This window comes from Deefgea piscis, from assembly GCF_013284055.1.
GTDB lineage: Bacteria > Pseudomonadota > Gammaproteobacteria > Burkholderiales > Chitinibacteraceae > Deefgea > Deefgea piscis.
Genome location: NZ_CP054143.1, coordinates 501,225 through 522,130 on the forward strand (window position 1 = coordinate 501,225; position 20,906 = coordinate 522,130).

Here is a 20,906-nt window from a genome sequence, read left to right on the forward strand (position 1 = left end):
ACCATGCGTTACCAAGTCAAAGCCTTAAGCGCAGGCCAACTGCGCGAGATGACGCTGGATGCCGCCAACGTGGACGACCTGCGCGCGCGGCTGTTAGAGCAAGGTTTGCAATTGGTAAGTTGTAAGGCTGAACGCACCTTCAGCCTGTCATTGGGCAAGAGTGAATTTCAAGTTTCACTGTTCACCCAAGAGCTGATTGCACTGCTAGAAGCGGGTCTGACGCTGGTTGAGGCGATGGAAACGCTGAAAGAAAAAAGCAGCCACGATCAAAATCGCACCGTACTGACCACCATGATTGAAGGTTTATACCAAGGGCTACCTTTATCTAAAGTACTGGCGCAAATGCCAAATTTATTCCCGCCGCTGTATATTGCCAGCGTGGGATCGGCAGAAAAAACCGGCCATTTAGCCGACGCCTTAAAACGTTATCATCATTACGAAACGCGCTTAAGCGCCGTCAAAAAAAAGGTCGTCGCCTCCTTGGTTTATCCCATGGTGGTGATTGGCATTGGCGGCAGCATTATGCTGTTTTTGCTGTTTTATGTGATTCCCAAATTTAGCCAAATTTACGCCTCAATGAAAAACCTGCCTTTCGCCGCGCAAATGATGCTGTGGTGGGGCGACTTGGTGCATCAGCATGGCCAAGCGATATTTTTACTGATCATCACCAGCTTAATCGCTATTGTGATGGCGTTTCGCACGCAAGCGATTCAAACGATTTTGCTGACCTTATTTTGGAAGCTGCCGCGACTGGAAGAATATCGGCGTTTATTTGCGTTAACTCGCTTTTATCGCACCGTGGGGCTGTTGCTTTCTGGCGGTTTAAATTTGGTCGCAGCACTGGAATTAGCGGCGCAATTATTGCCAAACACCATGCGCTTTGCGCTGTCGCAAGCCATTATCGACATCAAATCAGGCCAACAACTTTCCAATACGCTCCCCAAATACAACCTGACCACGCCTGTGTCGGAGCGGCTACTGCGTGTGGGCGAACAAAGCGGTGAGCTGGCGACGATGATCGAGCGCGCTGCGCAATTTTGTGATGAAGAACTCGATCGGGCGATTGAAATGTTTACGCGTTTGTTCGAGCCCATTTTGATGTTACTGATTGGGATATTGATTGGTGGCATCGTCTTTTTGCTTTATATGCCGATTTTTGAGTTGGCCGGGAATATGCAATGATCACGCTCGATTTGATTCAGCACTTGCGAGCCACCAGCGGCAACCAGCCTTTACCGGTGTTGTTGCAACAGTCGCTCGGACTAAATAATGAGGCGTATCTACTTGCAGTCAGCGGCTACCTTGGCCTGCCAGCCATTACCTCACTAGAACTTAAAGCACTCAAGCCACGCTATGATTTGCTCGCCTTTGGCGATGCCGTCGCTCACCAGTGTCTGTTGGCGGAAATACCGCAGCATGGCTATGTGTTAATTTTATCAGACCCATTTAGCCCAGTCGTTCGCAACTGGGCACAGCAAAAAATCAGCGTCGCTTTTCGCGTGGCGTTTGCGCTATTTGATGATTTGCAGCAGTACTTTAATGAATATGAAACATCGCACCGCGCAATGGATCAAATGGCGGTCGGTGAAAACCAAGAGAGCAGCAAAGAAGGCATTACCGAGATCAATTTAACGACGTTATCGCAAGATGATAAACCCGTCGTCAAACTGGTTAACTCCACACTCTATGACGCCCTCAAAGCCAAAGCGTCAGATATCCATATGGAAACCACGCCACAAGGCATGACGATTAAATACCGCATTGACGGTGTTTTGCTGCATGCCGGCGGGGTTAGTGGCGTTGAAATGGCCGAACAAGTCGTGTCGCGGATTAAAGTCTTGGCCGAATTGGATATTTCTGAACATCGCGTTCCCCAAGACGGACGCTTTAAAGCCAAAGTGAATCATCGCGAAGTTGATTTTCGCGTGTCGATCATGCCATCGATTCATGGCGAAGATGCCGTGTTGCGGATTTTGGATAAACAAAGCGGCGGCGATACATTCAAGGCATTGCGTCTTGAAACGCTAGGCCATGAAGCGCAAACCATGGCGGCCATTCGCTCACTATCGCATGAGCCTTATGGCTTGCTACTGGTGACCGGGCCAACCGGATCGGGTAAATCGACCACGCTGTATGCCACGCTCTCTGAAATTAATAATGGTGAAGAAAAAATCATCACCATTGAAGATCCGGTTGAATATCAACTGCCCGGCGTATTGCAGATTCCTGTGAACGACAAAAAAGGCCTTACTTTTGCCCGTGGCTTGCGCTCGATCTTGCGCCATGACCCCGACAAGATTTTAGTCGGCGAGATTCGTGATGGCGAAACCGCCAATATCGCAGTCCAAGCGGCACTGACCGGCCATTTGGTACTGACCTCGGTGCATGCCAACAATGCGTTCTCGGTGATTGATCGTTTTATTCATATGGGCGTTGAACCCAATAGCTTTGTCGACGCGCTGATTGGCGTGGTCGCGCAGCGTTTAATTCGCAAAGTCTGCCCGCACTGCGTGGGCGACGATCAACCCGAGCTGGAATTACTCGCGGCATCGAGCTTAACCCGCCAACAAGTCAGCACTTGGACTTTTCGCAAAGGTCGCGGCTGCCCCGCTTGCCGCAATACCGGTTATTTAGGCCGCAAAGCCATTGCCGAAGTATTGCGACTGGATGATGAACTCAAACAAGCGATTGCCAAACACGCGCCTGCGGTCGAGCTCAAAAAAATTGCCCTGAGCAATGGTTTTATTTCGATGCGCCAAATTGCCCTTAACGCCGTTGCCCGCGGTGAAACCACCTTACAGGAAATCAACCGTGTCACCTTTGTTGATTAAGCATTGTGCATGGTTTAGCAAACAGCGCATTCGGATTGCCAGTCGGCATTGGAGCGGCAGCGTACTGGCGCGCCAGCGTGCCAGCCTCGATGCTTCATCTGATCTACTGGTCAATCGCTTTCAAGAGCTACTCAATCAAGTACCGCGTGGCCAATTGGGATACGATCAAGTCGACCTGATTTTAGGCTCGCCTTGGGTGCGCTATGTGTGTTTACCTTGGCAAGACGGTTTAAATCATGAGCGCGATTGGGAAAGCTATGCCCGATTATTACTGGCCCAACATTATGGCGTGAGTAGTGAATCGTGGCGGATTCGCATTGCGCCAGGCGGATATGGCGAGCCACGCATTGCCGCCGCTTTTGATGAAGGCCTGTACCAAACGCTGCTAGAGCTTTGTCGCACCAGCAAAATGAAGCTCGGCAAAATCGAGCCTTTATTCACCACGGCAGTCAATCAACATCAACGGCAATTAAAAGACGCAGAACATGCCTTGGTAATCTTAGAGCAAGGCTATGCCTTAATTGGTTTTTATCGTGAGCATGCTTGGCAAGGCATTATTACTTTGCCCATCCAGCTCGACCATGACAGCCCGGAAAATCAAACCTTATCGCTCGCCGCCTTGGTGCGAGAAGCTGCCGTTTTAAGCGGGCAGTTTTTACCCGAGCATATTTATCTCACCTCTTCAGAACTCACGCTGCGCAGTGTTAAATCGGCTGATTTTGACTTTGAATGGCTCGGCGCCGTGCAGCCGCTGTTTATTGCCGGGGATGCCAGTCAATGAAAAAACTGCAACTGGATTTTAACTTACAACCGACCCGTACACCTTGGCTAGGCCTATTGCTGTGCGTGCTTGGGGTGATTGCTGTTTTGTGGGTCATGACGCAAATTGACGTCGCCAAAGAACAAAAAAATCAACTCGAATTGCAAGAAGACAGCATCGCACTGCGGATCAAGCAGCGCGATAGCAAAATCAAAGCCGAACTTAATGCGTCGCCGGTTTCGGCCAAGGTGGAAAAAATCCGTCGTGATCAATTACTCAGCCATACCCCGGCATTTGATTTGTTAGAGCGCGTTTGGGAAAAAGAAATCGCTTTTAGCCGGCTGGAAATCGCCACCGTTGAGCGCGATATCAAAATGGATTTAGAGGCCAAATCACTCAATGACGTCTTACTGTTGGTCGATCGCTTTGAAGCCGCGCCAGAAACCAAGCACGTCACCCTCGCTCGCAATAGCTTAAAAATTGGCGACCCACATCGACCCGCCGTCGCGGCGATTGAAGTGTTATGGCTGGCCGATCGCGTGGCACCTAACAACAATGCCAGCGCGGCCAGTACCGCCAGCCGTGTGCATTCAGCCAGTGCCGCATCGGGAGTGCATTGATGACTAAAGCACAATTATTTTGGTATTTACGCCTCATCCCTCGTTACTCGGGCATATTGGGTATTGCCGGCTTAGCCTTATTGGGCTTTGCCTTGCTGCTCTATACCCAAGAATTAAAACCATACCAGCGCGATTTAATCGATAGAGAAAATGCGCTAGCCCAGCGCTTTCAACAATTACGCGTTCCCGCTGTTGCCAGCAGCGTTAGCGATGCGCTGCCTAAGCTTAATCGCAGCGATACCTTTACCTTTTTTTTACGTGCCCTCAATGAGCTTGCTGCCAAAAATCAAATCGTGATCACGCAAGTCGATTACAAAAATCAAGTCGAAGCCGATGGTAAATTGCAGCGCTACAGCCTGCAATTTCCAGCCAATGCGCGCTATATGCAAATTCGCCGCTTTATGCTGGAACTACAAACCATACCCGGCGTGCGCATTGAAACCGTCAACCTGCAACGCCAGCAAATTTCAGACGACCAAGTCGCGCTGCAAATTCAGCTGTCGTATTTGACGGAGGCCCATTAATGCTCTCTCGTCCAATGCAATACCTGCTCGGTGCCACCTTAGCCATCACTGCCTATACCTTTTGGCAAGACCGTACCGAGCCTGAATTAGATAGCGCGGCAAAACCTGCCGCGCGGCGCGCGCTCGCGGCAGAAATACGCGGCGCCTCAATGCCAAATACGGCCGCCAGCCAAGCCAGTGCCACAGCATCCGGCGTCAGCATTGCCGATTTATTCCCTAAGCAATCATGGGTTCCTCCACCACCGCCGCCGACCAAGCCCCCTGCGCCCACCCCGACACCAACCCCAGTGGCTCCGCCATTGCCGTTTGTAGTGACCGCGACATGGCTAGAAAAAAACAGCTTATACATTGTCGTTGAAGCGCAAGGGCAATCCATCGTGCTCTGTAGCCAATGCGATACTTTAGGCCGAATACAACCGGGCGAAAGCCTACTTGGCAATTACCGCCTCGATAAAATGAGTCCCACTATGCTGACGTTTACTTTTTTACCGCTCAATCAGCAACAAACCCTGTCAATGGGAGGCGCACTGTGAAACGAGCACTGATGTCCTCAATCATTTCGGTGGCCTTTTTAGCGGGCTGCGCCGCCGATATGGCGCGCTATAAAGCGGAAAACCTGATCCAAGACGAAGGCAACCCAGAGGCCGCACTCAAAGTATTGCAAGCCCAAATGGCCAGTAGCCCTGCTGATTTAAAGCTGAAAATGGCGTATCAAAGCAATTTGCAGCAGTATTTGGCGCGCTTACAAGTAGAAGGCGATCAAGCGCGTTCACGCGGCGATACCGCATTGGCGATGAGTCGTTACCAGCAAATTTTAAGCTGGGAGAGCAATAACGATCGCGCGCGTGAAGGCATTCGTTTGATTGAGATCGGCATTCGCCATAACTCAATGCTCAAATACGCACAAGAAATCAAAGACAGCCGCCCGGATGAATCGCTGAATTTAGTGCTGCAAATCTTGGCGGAAAACCCACGCAATGTGCAAGCACAAGTACTACGCAACGAAGTAGAAAGCCGTAAAGCGCGTGAAGTCAATCTGCGCCCGGCTTTAGCGCAAGCACTGAAAAGCCCGATTTCGCTGCAGTTTCGCGATCAAAGCATGATGAGCGTGTTTGATATTATTTCGCGCATTGGTAAGGTTAATTTTATCTTTGATAAAGACGTCGCCCCCAATTTAAAAACCACGATTTATGCCCGCGATACCACCGTGGAAGACGTGATCAATTTGATTTTGGCGACCAATCAACTGGATAAAAAAATCCTCAATGACAACACCATTCTGATTTATCCCAAACGGCCAGATAAAGATCGCGACTACAAAGACATGGTGATGCGCACCTTCTATTTGTCCAATGCCGACCCTAAGCAAGTGCTGTCGATGATCAAACAAATGATCAAAACGCGTGACGTGTATATCGACGAGCGTTTGTCGATGTTGGTGATGCGCGATACCCCCGACGCCATTGCGGTGGCCGAGCGCTTGATCGCGGCGCAAGATATTCCGCAATCTGAAGTCTTGATGGATGTCGAAGTGCTTGAAGTCAGCAATAGCGACGTGCTCGATCTGGGTATTCAATACCCGAATTCGATCAGTGCCACGGTGTATGGCAATGCAATCGGCGCGGTACCTACTGTTACGACCAATACCGTCGGCAATATCACGACGTCGACCACCACCAACAACACCAAAATTGCCGGCTCGGTCACGCTCGATCAAATTGGTAATCTGAATAAAGGCGATGTACTGGTTAATCTAGGCTCGCCAACAGTGACGGCCAATTTCTTGCAAAGCAAGGGCAAAACCAATATTTTGGCCAATCCGAAAATTCGGGTTAAAAACCGCGATAAAGCCAAAATTCTCATTGGCGATCGCGTTCCGGTGGTCACTACCACGGTGTCCAATGGCACCAGTACCGAAAACGTCAATTATCAAGACGTGGGTTTAACACTGAATGTTGAGCCGGTACTCACCATTGATAATGAGATCAGCGTGAAAGTCACGCTCGAAGTGTCCAATATTGTTAAAACCATCCCGACCAAATCAGGCTTGTTGGTTTACCAAATTGGTACTCGCCGTGCCGAAACCAATATGAGTGCGCGTGATGGTGAAACCCAAGTCTTAGCGGGGCTGTTGTCGCGCCAAGAAGCCGAAACCGGCTCTGGCTTACCGTTCCTGAGTTCTTTACCAGTGCTGGATCGAATTTTTGGTACCAATAAAACCGAGAAAAGCAAAACCGAAATCATTTTGTTGATTACGCCACGAGTCGTGCGATCGTTGCCAATTCCATCGTCGTATATCACCAATTTTGAAAGCGGTACCGAAGGCAGTATCAGCACCGACCCATTACGCCTGCGTAATTCATCGACGGTGTTAATCAATAGCCAAGGTGGCTCGCCAGCGCCGTATATTCCACCGGCACCAGCGCCAGAACCACAAGCGCAGCCACAGCCGCAACCGCAGCAACAACCTGCGCCGGCAACGCCAACTGAAGCCACGCCGGCCGCAACACCTGTCCCACGGGGTGGCGGCATGGGTCGTCGATAAGATGCGGTTTGCTGCTGGATTTACGCTGATTGAATTGATGGTGACGTTAACCATTCTGGCCGTCTTAGCGACAGTGGCATTGCCATTGTCGCAAGTGGCAGCAACGCGCAATCGTGAAGACGATTTACGCCGAGCGCTCTGGCAAATTCGTAATGGCATCGATCAATACAAAGCGGCGGTCGATGCCGGGCGCGTGAATAAATCACTCGATGAATCGGGCTTTCCGCCCACGCTAGACACTTTGGTGGAAGGCGCGAAAGATTTAAAAGACCCAGCGGGGAAAAAAATCTATTTTTTACGCCGTTTACCGCGTGACCCATTTTGCGATTGCCCCAGTAAAAGCAATGCCCAAACTTGGGGACTACGCAGTTATGCCAGTCCACCCGAAGCGCCAGCTGAAGGCCGCGACGTGTATGATATCTACTCGATTTCAACGCAAACGGGTTTAAATGGAGTGCCATATCGTGAGTGGTAAGCAAAGCCGAGGCTTTACGCTGATTGAACTTTTGGTGGTGCTAGCGATTATGGCTAGCTTATTGACGCTGGTGGTGCCGCGCTATTTTCAGCAAACCGACCGCGCGCAAGAAACCGTGCTCAAGCACAATCTGGTCGCGGTGCGTGATGGGATTGATAAGTTTTTTGCCGATACTGGCCGCTACCCAAATAATCTGGACGAATTGGTCAGCCGTAAATATTTGCGCGAAGCGCCGCTCGATCCGATCACGAGTCGCCGTGATTCATGGATTATTGTGCCGCCTGAAACCGGTACTGGCGTCTACGATTTAAAAAGTGGTGCTCAAGGCACAGCCAAAGATGGCACCCAGTACAACACTTGGTAAGCGCGTGACGACGCTCCGCCAGCCGCATCGTGCACAGCAAGGATTTGCCTATGTCTGGGCCTTGATGTTGGTCTTGATTATGGGGATTTACCTCGCGCAAGTTGGTGAGGCGTGGCAAAACCGCATTCAGCGCAGTAAAGAAGAAGAACTGATGCGCGTTGGCAATGAAATTCGCCTCGCCATCAAGCAGTACAGCGAGCAAAACAGCGCCGCTGGCCTGCAATACCCCAAAACGCTGCAAGATTTAGTGCAAGACCCGCGAGTACCCTTCCCTCGACGCTATCTGCGTAAAGCGTATAAAGACCCCATTACTGGCGGCGATTGGCTGATGATTGGTGGTCCCGGTGGCAGCTTTATGGGCGTGCAAAGTCCATCATTGCAAAAACCACTCAAAAACGATCAATTTATCAATGAGAATGCCAATTTTAAAGACGCCAAGTCCTACCAAGACTGGCGCTTTGCCCACTGGCCGAATCAAGGTGGTGGCCGAAAATAACCCCTTCACGCCTCAAGCTAAAATCGACGCAAACGCGTCAGCTTGACACTACATCAACAGCGGCAAATGACTATATCCCCAGCTCGGTTCGACTTTGATTTGGCGATGATATTTTAAATTTCACGCGTTAAAACAGATCGACTGCGGCCCCTTCCCCCTTGATGGGGGAAGGCTGGGATGGGGGTGTTGAGCTTAAAACGCACTTCGTTGTATCACCTTCACCCTAACCTTCTCCCATCAAGGGAGAGGGAATGCCGAGAAGCTCTAAGCACAATCAACACCTAACCTGAATATCGCCCAACACCAATGTGTATTGACCGCCAGCCATTAAGCTAAATAGCCTAGCGGCCAATACCCTATTAGGCGTAATAACGTTGCGAAAATTCCAACATCCGCTCAATTGGTAAGCGCGCTGCTGCCATATCGCTGGCAGAGAGATAATCAATCTCGGTACCCTGCCCCGCTTGAGCACGTTTCACCGCCTCAATCGTGTTCATTTTCATATACGGGCAAGAATTACACTGGCAACCGGCGTAAATCGGCGCTTGCTCGATATTCAGATCGGGACGCGCTAAGCGCATATTGTACAAAATGCCATCTTCGGTCGCGACGAAGATCACCGCATCGGGCTCTTTGTCGAACGACTTGATCCAGTTGAGCATGCCAGAGGTCGAGCCGACGTAATCGGCTTGCTGCAGCACCGGCAACGGGCTTTCAGGATGGGCAATCAAGTATTTGGCGGTGGTGCACGCAGCAAACGCTTCATCGAGCGCCGCTTGGTTAAACTTATCATGCACTTCACATACCGCCGACCATAACGGCATATCGTAGCCATGCTGGAAGTTCAAATACGCGCCCATATTCCGATCTGGCGAGAAAATCACTTTTTTACCTTCGGCATATAAATGCGCGATGATGTCGTCCACATTACGGCTGGTAACAATCCAGTCCGACAACGCTTTGTGCTCAGCCGAGCTATTGATATACGACACATGCACATGATCAGGATACGATTCACGCCAAGCTTTTAGCGCGCTCACATCGGTTTGCGTCACCAAAGAACAGGTTGAACCGGCATCGGGCAAAATCACTTTGGCATTTGGGTTCAAAATTTTGGCGGTTTCCGCCATAAAACGCACACCGGCAAACACGATAATATCGGCGTCGGCATCGCGAGCAAACAACGACAATTCCAAACTATCGCCAACCTTATCCGCCATTTGCTGGATTTCAGGCTGGGTATAATAATGAGCAAGCGTCACAACGCGTGGCATGGGACTATCCTTAAGCAAGCTACAAAAATAAAGGCGATGCAATCAATACACCGTCATCAATACGCGAATCTTACCATGCTTGCCGCCCGCTTTTTTGCCAGAAATGCAGGGGCAAGCACGATTATTTCGCAATTGAGTAGAAAAATATTGCAGTTCCTCTTGACAGCCTCGTCGCCCTTGTCCATAATTCGCCTCCTCTGCAAATCACATCGATCTGCAGACACGGATGCGGGATTAGCTCAGTTGGTAGAGCGATACCTTGCCAAGGTATAGGTCGAGAGTTCGAGTCTCTTATCCCGCTCCAAAAAAAAAGAAAAAAATGGCGTAGTACAGTAACAGCAGTTTAGGCTGCGGGATTAGCTCAGTTGGTAGAGCGATACCTTGCCAAGGTATAGGTCGAGAGTTCGAGTCTCTTATCCCGCTCCAAAAAAATGGCGTAGTATGCAGCATCAGCAGTATCGATGCGGGATTAGCTCAGTTGGTAGAGCGATACCTTGCCAAGGTATAGGTCGAGAGTTCGAGTCTCTTATCCCGCTCCAAAAAATGGCGTAGTACACAGCATCAGCAGTATCGATGCGGGATTAGCTCAGTTGGTAGAGCGATACCTTGCCAAGGTATAGGTCGAGAGTTCGAGTCTCTTATCCCGCTCCAGATTTTAAGATTAATGAAGTTGTTATTCATTAATCAGCATCACCCCTGGCGGGGTAGCAAAATGGTTATGCCGCGGCCTGCAAAGCCGTTTACGCCGGTTCGATTCCGGCCTCCGCCTCCAATACTAAAGTACGAGATATCGGACTTTAAGAAATGCTGAAGCAGTAATGCACAGCGCTCGGATGGTGAAATTGGTAGACACAAGGGACTTAAAATCCCTCGCCGAAAGGTGTGCGGGTTCAAGTCCCGCTCCGAGCACCACTAATAAAATCAAGGGTTTAGCTGAAAAGCTAGACCCTTTTTTTTTGCCTAAGTATTAGTCTCCCCCTCTCATGGGACATTCTTTGGACATTGGCTTAGAAACCAGCAGCACAATGTCACCGTCTATTGACTCACGGACAAACTTACAAAAACCGCTTTTATTTAGATTAATAAATACAATACAGCAAACAATTAATTACTAATAATGTAAAAATATTTGTTTTTTTCTTAGAGCTACCGCTGCGATGCACTAGATTGATACAAATCCCGTCTGGGTCGGGATATTGATTGAGGTGCACTATGTTTTTTAAGCAAAATCGGTTAATTAGCCAACTAGACAGCGCGGCCGAAGCGGCTTTACGTGGCGATATGCCACGCTGGACGATGGATGGCGATGAGAAGTGGCGTGCCATTGGCGATAAATTACATCGAATCTGGCATAAAAACAGCGAAGCGCTTTCTGCTGCCCTGCATGAAAAACGCGCTTTACATGATGAAGTAAGCGCATTGCAGGAAGAATTAGCCAAGGAAAAAACGCAGTACAGTGCTTTAGAAAAACGTTTTGATCTGGTGAATCAGGCATCAAGCGAAGGGCTTTGGGATATGAGTGTCGTGGCAGGAGATCCGCTTAATCCTGCCAATGTATTTTGGTGGTCACCGACCTTCAGGCGTTTACTCGGGTTTACCGATGAGCGAGATTTTCCGAATGTACTGGGGAGCTGGGCCAACCTTTTGCACCCAGAAGATAAAGACACCACACTCACGGCCTTTGCTGATCACTTAAATGACAAAAGCGGGCGCACCCCTTACGACATTGAATACCGCCTGCAATGCAAAGATAAGCAATATCGCTGGTTCCGGGCAAGAGGCGCGACACAGCGTAATAGCGAAGGCGTACCGCTTAGAGTGGCCGGCTCTTTGGAGGGGATTTCCCTGCGCAAAAAAAACGAGGCCGAGCTGAGTAAAACATTGACCCGATTCGAGCTAAGCAGCGCAATGCTATCTGAAGGCTTGTGGGATATGGAAGTCGATGTGGATAACCCAGTGAATCCGCAAAATGCCTTTTGGTGGTCAGAGCAATTCAGGGCTTTATTGGGTTTTAATTCGATTAACGAGTTTCCAGATGTACTGGATAGCTGGGCCAGCCGCTTACACCCGGATGAAAAGCAAGGCGTGCTAGATGCATTTGCCGCGCATTTAAACGACAAAACCGGCAACACCCCCTACAACATCGAATACCGCCTGAAGTGTAAAAACAATGAATACCACTGGTTTCGCGCTAGAGGCAAAACCCGCCGTGACAGCAATGGCGCGCCATTACGCGTGGTGGGGGCATTGGCTGCCATTGATGCTGAAAAGAAATCCGAAGCGCTAAGCGGTGAAAGCACGCAAAGGCAGAGTCTAGAAAAAAGCCTTGCCGAAATTGCCACCATTGTCGGCACCATTAAATCGATTGCCGATCAGACCAATCTGCTGGCCCTGAACGCGGCCATCGAAGCCGCCCGCGCAGGAGAAGCTGGCCGTGGCTTTGCCGTGGTGGCCGATGAAGTCCGAAAACTAGCCGAGAGAACCAGCGCCGCAACGCTGGATGTAGAAAGCCTTGTCAGGCAGAGCAAGTAAGCCAGTGGCGCGATCATGGCATCGATGACGAACTAGCGTCGATGCCATGCTGGTGTTTGCAGCCGGATACTTGCCACCATTGCGGCGGTTATAAAACGCAATCTCCAAGCACCACAATGAAGATGAAGGGTTTAGCGGAAAAGCTAAGCCCTTATTTCTTGCCTACTCACCGATCAGCCAAGCCAATGTTATCCCTCATCGATGAATGATGAACCACCCGATTTAAATCATCTTCAGTGACCAAGCACTGGTCGCTAAAAATCCTCGACAAGCATTTAAAGGATTGTCGTGAATCGCCAGCACCGGCCAAATTCCGCCGTCGGCAGCTCGCGGATAGCCGCCGGGCAAATACTCGCTGAATACGATGATAAAAAACAGAACCTCAAGCGTTATTATTGTTCAATAGAAAATCCGACCAAAATCAATACACTCGGCGGATAACAAGGTAGAATTCGCGCTCTAGCTGGCTGAATGTGCAGCGATTTAAACCGCACCAGCGCAGCAAGAAAGCAAACGCTCACAAACCCTAGACCGCGATGGCGACTGGGGTTTTTTGTTTTCTGATGGATTTAGTTGCCAATACCTTTGGGTATTTGCGGCTAGATTTTGATATACCTTATTTAGCAGCAGATACCCACTCTAGGCCTGATATGAGCAAGATCGATACCGCCCGCGTTTTATCTATCATCCCACCGATGACGCAATTGAATACGCCCTATCCTTCCACCGCGTATTTAACGGGCTTTTTGCGCTCGCAAGGTGTTCAAGCGCAGCAAAGCGATCTGGCACTGGCCTTGATGCTCAAGCTTTTTTCCAAAGACGGTTTGCTCGACATTCGCAAAAAGATCGACAAAATTCCGCCCAAAAAACGCACGCCACAGGTAGCGCTATTTGACGCGACGTTTGATCGCTACCTCAGCACCATTACTCCGACCATGGCGTTTTTGCAGGGCCGCGATTCCACCATCGGCCACCGCATTTGCAGCCGTAACTTTTTGCCTGAGGGCGAGCGTTTTGCCCAGCTCGATGCCTACGTCGACGATGAGGGGGGCGATCCGCTAGCGTGGGCATTTGGTGCGCTCGGCATGCAAGACCGCGCGCGACATTTGGGTACGCTGTATTTAAACGATATCGCCGATGTAATCCGCGAAGCCGTGGATTCACGCTTTGAATTTGTTCGCTACGCTGAATCGCTAGCCATGTCGCAAGCCACATTTGATCCGCTGGCGCGCGCGTTGGCGGCGCCCACCACACTGGTTGATGATTATCTAGCCGAACTGACACTGCAATCCGCCCTGCAGCACCAGCCCAATATCGTCTTGCTGTCTGTGCCCTTCCCTGGTGCAGTATATGCCGCCTTCCGTATTGCCCAAACGATTAGACGGCAATACCCTGATATGGTCATCGCACTCGGTGGCGGTTTTGCCAATACCGAATTGCGCGAACTGAAAGAGCCGCGGGTTTTTGATTACTTTGATTTCGTCATGCTCGACGCCGGCGAGCGCCCGTTGCTGGCGCTGCTCGAGCACTTAAAAGGCAAACGCTCGCAACAACGCTTAGTTCGCACCTTTACCCGTGTTGACGGCGCGGTGAAATACATCAACTTTGTCGAGCCAGAAGTGCCGTTTGGCGAGGTCGGTACGCCAACGTGGGATGGTTTGCCGCTGGATCGCTACCTATCACTACTCGACATGCTCAATCCAATGCACCGGCTGTGGTCAGATGGCCGCTGGAATAAACTCACCGTGGCGCACGGCTGCTATTGGAAAAAATGCAGTTTTTGCGATATTACCCTCGATTATATTTCGCGCTATGAAACCACCACCGCCGAAGTGCTGGTCGATCGCATTGAAGCCATCATCGCCGAAACCGGACAAACCGGTTTTCACTTTGTCGATGAAGCTGCGCCGCCGAAGGCGCTTAAAGCGTTGGCCGAAGAGCTTATTCGCCGCAATGTATCGATTTCTTGGTGGGGCAATATTCGCTTTGAAAAAACCTTTAGCCCAGATCTTTGCCGATTGCTCGCCGAAAGTGGCTGTATCGCGATTTCTGGCGGGCTTGAAGTCGCATCGGATCGTTTACTGACCTTGATGAAAAAAGGCGTGTCGGTCGAGCAAGTGGCCAAAGTGACGCAAAGTTTTACCGAGGCCGGTGTGCTGGTGCATGCGTATTTGATGTACGGCTTTCCAACGCAAACGGTGCAAGACACCGTGGATGCGCTCGAATACGTGCGGCAACTATTTGATAATGGCTGTATTCAATCGGGCTTTTTCCATCGTTTTGCCTGCACGGTGCACTCCCCGGTTGGCAAAAATCCAGAAGAATTTGGCGTCACGCTGGAAAAGCTCCCCGAAATCAGTTTTGCCACCAATGATATTGGCTTTATTGATCCTACTGGGGTTGATCACGATGCACTCGGTCGAGCGCTGAATAAAGCGCTGTATAACTATATGCACGGCATTGGCTTAGATGACGATGTGCGCGTTTGGTTTGATAGCAAAGTGCCGCGCACCACCATTGCCAAACATCGCCTCGCCAAAGCATTGCAACAATATTAAGTCGACGCGACCATCGTTGCATATTCGTAATCAAACGATGGTCGGTCTTGAACCAGTAGCTGCAACCGGTTAAATAATGCGTTGAATCGACAGTAACGGAATGCGCTGTCTTTGCTCGATACAATCGCTATCACCCGCCTCATATTCACGACAAATCCAAGGGCGCTGCGCATAAATCGTACACAGCATATTGCTACGATTAAGCGCCGCGCACCAACCATCAGCCAAGCGATGCATAATCTCGCCACCCCAAGCATCGACTTCAATCAACTCCGCAGGCACGTCATCATCACCCGCAATCAGCATCACTTCTAATTGGCAACAACAGGCTTTACAACTACTACACGATACAGCATCAGACATAGACCTCCATGGGTATATTACTACAACCTATATTAAATAATACTTACTGTCACATACCCTTAAATACTAGAGTTGTTCCGATTACGTTTTGATAGTTTTTTAAGTGCCTGCGGCACGGCTATTTACAGTCGCAATCCGCGACGGGGACCCCTTTCTTTGCGTCGCCAAAGAAAGGGGGAAAGAAAGGCGACCCGAGCGCGCCCAGCTCCGCTGTGCCCTCGATCGTCGTGAGCCAAACGATAAGACGGTTTGTCTCTCTCCTCACTCGGTGCGCTTGGACGGGTTTTTAAGCCCCAGCCCAACGAGCGCGGCACGGCATAAACAACAAATCTACGCATAACCAACGATTAAACAATCCGTTGTTTAGCGAATATACGGTAAAACAATGTCGTCACTACGACTGGCCCCTGCAGTGACGCTGCGGCAAAGCTCTAAAAAAGCCGTAATCCCTGCCGTGCGATATTTTTGCTTGTGTAGCACAAAATGAAACTGCCGCGCTAAATCCAAACCCGCTACTGGCAATTCCACCAAGCTGCCACGGCGAAATGCTTCTTTTAGCGCCAGCCGTGAAATACAACCAATTCCCAAACCCGACTCAACCGCGCGTTTAATCGCCTCGGTATGCTCCAGCTCTAAGCGGATGTCGAGCTTGGATTGCACATGCCGCATGGCGTAATCAAAGGTTTGCCGAGTACCCGAACCGGATTCACGAACAATCCAAGACGCGGCCAGCAAATCAGCAAAATCAATCTCACCGCCTTGCTGCAATTTATGCGCCAAGGGATGTTCTGGCGCAGCAAATACGGCTAATTCATCGGCAATCCAGGGAATCACATCCAAATCGGCATGCTGACAATCGCCTTCAATCAAACCTAAGTCCAGCTCATAATGCGCCACTTGCCGCACAATATGTGCGGTATTGTGCACCCCTAATGAAACACGGCAGCCCGGATGCTGCCGCATAAAATCACCAATGAGTAAGGTGGCCAGATAATTACCAATGGTCAGCGTCGCACCGACACGCATCGGGCCAAACCCCGAACGCCCCGCCAACAAAGCGTCAATTTCTGCCGCATGATCGAGTAACTGGATAGCTTGTGGTAATAAAGCTGCGCCCAATTCATTAAGTTGCAAGCGTTTGCCAATCCGATCAAATAAGCGCCGATCATACACCCGCTCTAATTCAGATAGCGCGGTGCTGGTCGCCGATTGCGATAAACCCACGCATTCTGCGGCCCGCGACACGCTTTCGCCACGACCTACGGCCACAAACACCTCTAACTGGCGTAGGGTGAATTTCATTTCGATACCTTCAATTGATTTTTAAAATTCAATCTGCACTATAAATATCTGATTCGCTGACAGCAAGCGTTTATAATTTAAAGCTTCTGATCGTTAAATCGTTTCACTGGGTCGTTGATAAAACCCAGCAGCTTGATGCCCTTGTTGGCCCGCGACGATCACCGACTTTATTGATTGATAACGTATGCAAATGACTCTCGACGCTCAGCCCCATCTTGAGCAAAGCATCGCCGCTGCTCGCGCCTGTTTTATTGCCGATTGCACTCAAAGTGTGGCCATTTTACTGCCGGTCATTGCCCAGGCCCAAGACGCCCCGCAAGCCGAACTCAATGCACAATTACTTTTAGCTCAGTGCTACTGGGCATTAGACGATAGCGTAGCAGGCCATACGGCCTTAGATCGGGCTGAGACGCTGATAAAAAGCCAAAAATCACCCCGTCAGCATGCCGAATATGAGCATGCCCGCGCGCAATTATTGCTGTCGAGTAACCAATACCTTGCCGCACTTAAATTGTGGATGAGCTGCTTAAAAAAAGCGTTGCCATTACACGCCTACGATTTATATGTCCACGCCTGTATTGGTATCGGCAATATCTACTGCGCCTATCAACAATATGGCGATGCCTTGCACTGGCATGAAATGGCCTTAGAGTTTGCACCGCATAGCCAGCAATATGAATTGCTCGCCAATAGTTATTTACACGTCGCAGCCGATTTAAATCTGTTAGGCGAATACGAAATTGCGCTGTCTTTATCCACGCAAGGCGAGGAGATTTTTTTATCTAGCCAGCATAAAGCATGGCTAGCTGAATGGTATAGCTATAGAGGTGAAGCTCATCTTGAGCTAGCTGAATATACCCAAGCAAAAACTTGGCTACACACCGCGTGGGACTTAAATCAAAAGCTCAATTATCGCTGGTGCCAAGCCAATAATTTGCTAGCCTTAGGCCGCGTATATATGGCGACCCAAGAGCCGCAATCGGCCAAGCAGTATCTACTGATGGCACTCAATCTGATCCAATCGTTTGAATCCAATCCATTGCGGCTCAAGGCTTATCACTTGTTAGCGCAATTGGGTGAAGAAATCGCCGACTTTAAAATGGCGTGGGAATACCGCCGCCAATACCAACATTTGGCACTGCAAGACGCACAACAAATTGCCAAAGATAAAATCACCTCGGCACTCGAGCGCAGAATGAAAGAGCTCGATATTCAATTGCTGTTTTTACAAACGCGGCAAGAAAACATCATCTTGCGGCAAAAAAGCTCCGCTGATTCTGAATTACTCAGCTCACTGCGCAGCGCCACTTTGCAAGACCCATTAACTGGCCTGAGTAATCGCCGCCATCTCGAACAAGAAATGCCCAGAATGTATCAGCGCTGTATCGAAGAGCAGCGTCCATTTTCCGTACTGATGGTCGATTTAGATCATTTCAAACACATTAACGATCGCTTCGGCCATCCGATTGGCGATATCGTTATTCAAAATACCGCGCAGATTTTGCTGCAATCTTGCCGCAGTGGCGATCTGATTGTCCGTTACGGCGGAGAGGAATTTGTGCTCTTACTGCCTGGCGCAGCCGGCAACACCGCCTCAGAGATTGCCGAGCGAATTCGGCAAAGAGTTGAAACCCATTCTTGGCAAGACAGCCATATCGATTTACGCGTCAGCGCCAGCATTGGTGCTGCCGAATATCACGATGAGCCCGATGCCCAAACCTTGATCAAACACGCTGATCAAGCGCTGTATCAAGCCAAACACCTGGGCCGTAACCGTGTGGAGTTATATCGATGATCTGTGAAACAGCAACTAGCGATCTGGCACTACTACGCCATGCCCTCCACCGCGATCACGATACCGCCGAGATAGACCACGTCATTCGACACGCCAAAAAAACGCATCAATTATCGCTATTGGCACAAGCGCTACTGTGTCGTGGTGAATATTTAATCGATATCGGCGAGCAACCCAGCGCCGCCAGCAAAGACTTTCGCGAGGCCGGCATACTCGCCCGCCAACTCAATGACTGGTCTTTACTCGCCCAAACATTACATTGGCAAGCGCAATGCCAATTGCACTTGGGCGAATACATGCGTGCGCTGGATATTTGGTTGCAAGCCCTACAAACAGCCATCGACGCGGAAGATCATCCCGCTTTTGTGCGCAGCTACTCGGGAATTGCTCAGGTTTGCTTAGTGTTTGGTCAAGCCGAGCTCGCGCTTGAGTACCAACAACGCGCTTTTGATTTAGCCGCCAACATCGACGATGCCACGCTGTTTACTGATTGCCAGCTGGCTTTAATCGCCAATTGCTACCAGCTCAAGCATTACACTGAAGTCGAGCGGCTATTGGCACAATTAGCTGAGCATCTGGCAAGAAATCCGCGCATCGAAGCCCAAGCTGAATTTCATATTTATACCGGCTTAGTGTTATTTGATCACCACCAGCTCACCGCAGCATTTGATCAATTGCAAACGGCAAAAACATTAGCGCAAAACTACGGTGGTTTATGGTGCCGATCTTTAGTGGCCTTAATTTTAGGGCGCATTTATTTACACCAAAATCAACACGATGCCGCACGGCAATCACTTGAGTTTTGCCTTGAATTGGGCGAACAAATTCGTGGCTTTAATATGAGCCAACAAGCACATGAATTGCTTGAAAAGCTATGCATTGAACAAGGCGACTTCCAAAGTGCCCTAAGCCACCTCAAAGCGGGTCACGCCAAACAGCTACAGCAACTGCAATCCAAAGCCGAAAGAAAATTGCAGCGCATTTCACAAAAACAGCTCAACCCACTTGAGCTTGAACTGCGCTTAGCCTTAAGCCGAATTCGCTATCAAGCCAAATCAGTGAGCAATCTACACAGCAATTACAATGGATAAATAGCAACAAGCTGACAAAAATAATATGACTTCTGCTTAGTACTGATAAGCTATCATTCAAGCATCTTAATGATTTATCATTTTTGGAGTAAGCTAATGCAATTAAAAACAAGTTGGCTAGGCTTGGCACTACTGCCACTGAGCGTTTCGCTATGGGCTAGTGATAACCAGCCACTCGAAGCAGCAGTTAATCCATTGGTGGTAGCTAAAGCGGTTGAAATCGGCAATTACCTACGTAGCTTGCCCAAGGCCGAGGTTAAAGCCGCTATCACGCAAGATATTTTGTCGCCATCAGGCCAAATGATTCAAACCATGGGCAATAGCACGATGCTCATTGATGGCAACAATAAACTCTATGTAAAAATAAATAGCGACAATTTAAATCGCGAATATTTTTATAACGGCAAGCAATTAACGCAATACTCCCCCACCTTGCATTACTACACCACGGTTGATGTTGCCAGCAATACCAGCGATATGCTCAATCAAGTCAAAAACTACTATGCGCTGAATATTCCACTCAAATCATTATTTGATATTGGCAAAGACCAAGCCGTACTCAATCAATTAACCTTGGCTGAATACGTTGGTGTCAGCAAAATTAATGGTCAATTATGTGATCATTTAGTGTTTGCTCAGGCAGAATCCGTGTGGCAATTATGGACTAGCCGCAGCAAGCCATCCCTACCTTGCAAGGTGCTGATTACCGATAGCAGTAAGCCTAATCGCCCGGCACTCTCCGAAACCTATACTTGGAATCTGAAGCCTAAGCTCAATAACCGCGAATTTACCTTTAAAGCTAAAGCAGGTGATATTGCGATTCCATTTAAAAAAGCGGCAGAATAAGGGGCACATTATGTTTAAATTCGCAACAAAAGCCAGCATCCTGACACTGAGCGCCGTGGCTTTAATCAGCCTCGGTATGCCAATCCAAGCACAAGCTAAAGGCGATCACCAAAAAGGCGCTCGACCTGCTGCCGCTAACAAAAATAATAAAGCGACTAACAATCGCAGCAACAACAAAAACGACCAGCGCAATAATAATAAAAACGATCATCGAAATAACAATATTAAAAACACCAATGTCAGCAACAATAACGTTAATGTGAATGTCGATAATAACGGCGGCTACCGTCATGGCGGTTATTATGACGATGACTATCATCCGGTTGCGACCGCAGTGGCAGTCACTGCTGCTGTCGCGGTCACCTCAGCAGTGATTGGCAGTATTGTGAATGCGAACCAAATGCCGAGTAATTGTGTTCAAGTGATGCGCGGGAATACGGCGTATATGCAATGCGGATCAACCTGGTATCAACCGCAATATCAAGGCAGTAATGTGACTTATATTGTGGTCAACCAACCCTATTAATTTA

Annotated in this window: 19 protein-coding genes and 6 tRNA genes; 22 read left to right on the forward strand and 3 right to left on the reverse strand. The window is 49.4% G+C overall.

Translation table 11 applies throughout. The features are described from left to right. Positions 1–3 precede the first annotated feature (3 nt). From HQN60_RS02425 to HQN60_RS02470, 10 genes are read left to right on the forward strand one after another with little or no spacing between them, the layout of a single operon-like run. Positions 4–1,182, forward strand: coding sequence for a type II secretion system F family protein (locus HQN60_RS02425; protein WP_173532189.1), 1,179 nt, complete (start codon positions 4–6; stop codon positions 1,180–1,182). Further along, on the forward strand, positions 1,179–2,831 hold the full coding sequence (locus HQN60_RS02430; protein WP_173532190.1) for a GspE/PulE family protein: 1,653 nt from the start codon (positions 1,179–1,181) through the stop codon (positions 2,829–2,831). The genes HQN60_RS02425 and HQN60_RS02430 overlap by 4 nt, the downstream gene beginning before the upstream one ends. Further along, the gene (locus HQN60_RS02435; protein ID WP_173532191.1) at positions 2,812–3,612 is read left to right on the forward strand and encodes a hypothetical protein; all 801 of its coding nucleotides are present in this window, start codon (positions 2,812–2,814) and stop codon (positions 3,610–3,612) included. The genes HQN60_RS02430 and HQN60_RS02435 overlap by 20 nt, the downstream gene beginning before the upstream one ends. Beyond that, positions 3,609–4,211 (forward strand): hypothetical protein, encoded by a 603-nt coding sequence (locus HQN60_RS02440; RefSeq protein ID WP_173532192.1) that lies wholly within the window; start codon positions 3,609–3,611, stop codon positions 4,209–4,211. Before HQN60_RS02435 ends, HQN60_RS02440 begins: the two co-directional genes overlap by 4 nt. Further along, positions 4,211–4,735 (forward strand): hypothetical protein, encoded by a 525-nt coding sequence (locus HQN60_RS02445; protein ID WP_173532193.1) that lies wholly within the window; start codon positions 4,211–4,213, stop codon positions 4,733–4,735. The genes HQN60_RS02440 and HQN60_RS02445 overlap by 1 nt, the downstream gene beginning before the upstream one ends. Next, complete coding sequence (locus HQN60_RS02450) at positions 4,735–5,268, forward strand: hypothetical protein (protein WP_173532194.1); 534 nt, start codon at positions 4,735–4,737, stop codon at positions 5,266–5,268. The genes HQN60_RS02445 and HQN60_RS02450 overlap by 1 nt, the downstream gene beginning before the upstream one ends. 11 nt (positions 5,269–5,279) lie before the next feature. Continuing rightward, a complete protein-coding gene (locus HQN60_RS02455; protein ID WP_173532195.1) occupies positions 5,280–7,280 on the forward strand; it encodes a secretin GspD/PilQ domain-containing protein in 2,001 nt (666 codons plus the stop codon). A 1-nt stretch (position 7,281) separates the two neighbouring features. Further along, positions 7,282–7,755 carry a type II secretion system protein gene (locus HQN60_RS02460; RefSeq protein ID WP_173532196.1) on the forward strand — a complete coding sequence of 158 codons (474 nt, stop codon included), beginning with the start codon at positions 7,282–7,284 and terminating at the stop codon, positions 7,753–7,755. Continuing rightward, entirely contained in the window at positions 7,745–8,119 is a 375-nt protein-coding gene (locus HQN60_RS02465; RefSeq protein ID WP_254456666.1) for a type II secretion system protein, read from the forward strand. Before HQN60_RS02460 ends, HQN60_RS02465 begins: the two co-directional genes overlap by 11 nt. Before the next feature lie 4 nt (positions 8,120–8,123). Continuing rightward, positions 8,124–8,615 carry a type II secretion system protein gene (locus tag HQN60_RS02470; protein WP_254456667.1) on the forward strand — a complete coding sequence of 164 codons (492 nt, stop codon included), beginning with the start codon at positions 8,124–8,126 and terminating at the stop codon, positions 8,613–8,615. Positions 8,616–8,974: 359 nt separating this feature from the next. Here HQN60_RS02470 and nadA read toward each other — a convergent pair whose 3' ends face one another. Beyond that, a complete protein-coding gene (nadA, locus tag HQN60_RS02475) occupies positions 8,975–9,889 on the reverse strand; it encodes a quinolinate synthase NadA (RefSeq protein WP_173532199.1) in 915 nt (304 codons plus the stop codon). 228 nt (positions 9,890–10,117) lie between these two features. Here nadA and HQN60_RS02480 point away from each other — a divergent pair. The 8 genes from HQN60_RS02480 (at position 10,118) to HQN60_RS02515 (ending at position 14,979) form a co-directional block, all read left to right on the forward strand. Next, positions 10,118–10,193: transfer RNA gene (locus HQN60_RS02480), tRNA-Gly, on the forward strand. Between the two features lie 46 nt (positions 10,194–10,239). Continuing rightward, positions 10,240–10,315, forward strand: a tRNA-Gly gene (locus HQN60_RS02485). 37 nt (positions 10,316–10,352) lie between these two features. After that, positions 10,353–10,428, forward strand: a tRNA-Gly gene (locus tag HQN60_RS02490). 36 nt (positions 10,429–10,464) lie between these two features. Continuing rightward, positions 10,465–10,540: transfer RNA gene (locus HQN60_RS02495), tRNA-Gly, on the forward strand. Between the two features lie 47 nt (positions 10,541–10,587). Beyond that, positions 10,588–10,661 (forward strand) — tRNA-Cys (locus HQN60_RS02500). A 55-nt stretch (positions 10,662–10,716) separates the two neighbouring features. Further along, a tRNA-Leu gene (locus HQN60_RS02505) sits at positions 10,717–10,801 on the forward strand. Positions 10,802–11,101: 300 nt separating this feature from the next. After that, positions 11,102–12,421: a methyl-accepting chemotaxis protein gene (locus HQN60_RS16350; RefSeq protein WP_173532200.1), complete on the forward strand. Its 1,320-nt coding sequence runs from the start codon at positions 11,102–11,104 to the stop codon at positions 12,419–12,421. 563 nt (positions 12,422–12,984) lie between these two features. Next, on the forward strand, positions 12,985–14,979 hold the full coding sequence (locus HQN60_RS02515) for a B12-binding domain-containing radical SAM protein (protein ID WP_254456668.1): 1,995 nt from the start codon (positions 12,985–12,987) through the stop codon (positions 14,977–14,979). A 69-nt stretch (positions 14,980–15,048) separates the two neighbouring features. On the opposite strand, the gene HQN60_RS02520 is transcribed toward HQN60_RS02515, so the two are convergent. Both HQN60_RS02520 and HQN60_RS02525 read right to left on the reverse strand, forming a co-directional pair. Next, positions 15,049–15,342, reverse strand: a complete 294-nt coding sequence (locus HQN60_RS02520; protein ID WP_173532201.1) for a YkgJ family cysteine cluster protein — start codon at positions 15,340–15,342, stop codon at positions 15,049–15,051. A 363-nt stretch (positions 15,343–15,705) separates the two neighbouring features. Beyond that, complete coding sequence (locus HQN60_RS02525; protein WP_173532202.1) at positions 15,706–16,644, reverse strand: LysR substrate-binding domain-containing protein; 939 nt, start codon at positions 16,642–16,644, stop codon at positions 15,706–15,708. A gap of 184 nt (positions 16,645–16,828) precedes the next feature. On the opposite strand from HQN60_RS02525, the gene HQN60_RS02530 reads away from it, so the two are divergent. The 4 genes from HQN60_RS02530 to HQN60_RS02545 all read left to right on the forward strand — a co-directional run bounded on the left by HQN60_RS02530 (position 16,829) and on the right by HQN60_RS02545 (position 20,902). Then, positions 16,829–18,439, forward strand: a complete 1,611-nt coding sequence (locus tag HQN60_RS02530) for a GGDEF domain-containing protein (RefSeq protein WP_173532203.1) — start codon at positions 16,829–16,831, stop codon at positions 18,437–18,439. After that, entirely contained in the window at positions 18,436–19,530 is a 1,095-nt protein-coding gene (locus HQN60_RS02535; protein ID WP_173532204.1) for a tetratricopeptide repeat protein, read from the forward strand. Before HQN60_RS02530 ends, HQN60_RS02535 begins: the two co-directional genes overlap by 4 nt. A gap of 96 nt (positions 19,531–19,626) precedes the next feature. Next, on the forward strand, positions 19,627–20,376 hold the full coding sequence (locus HQN60_RS02540) for a DUF2092 domain-containing protein (RefSeq protein ID WP_173532205.1): 750 nt from the start codon (positions 19,627–19,629) through the stop codon (positions 20,374–20,376). A 10-nt stretch (positions 20,377–20,386) separates the two neighbouring features. After that, positions 20,387–20,902, forward strand: a complete 516-nt coding sequence (locus HQN60_RS02545) for a hypothetical protein (RefSeq protein ID WP_173532206.1) — start codon at positions 20,387–20,389, stop codon at positions 20,900–20,902. Positions 20,903–20,906: the final 4 nt, after the last annotated feature.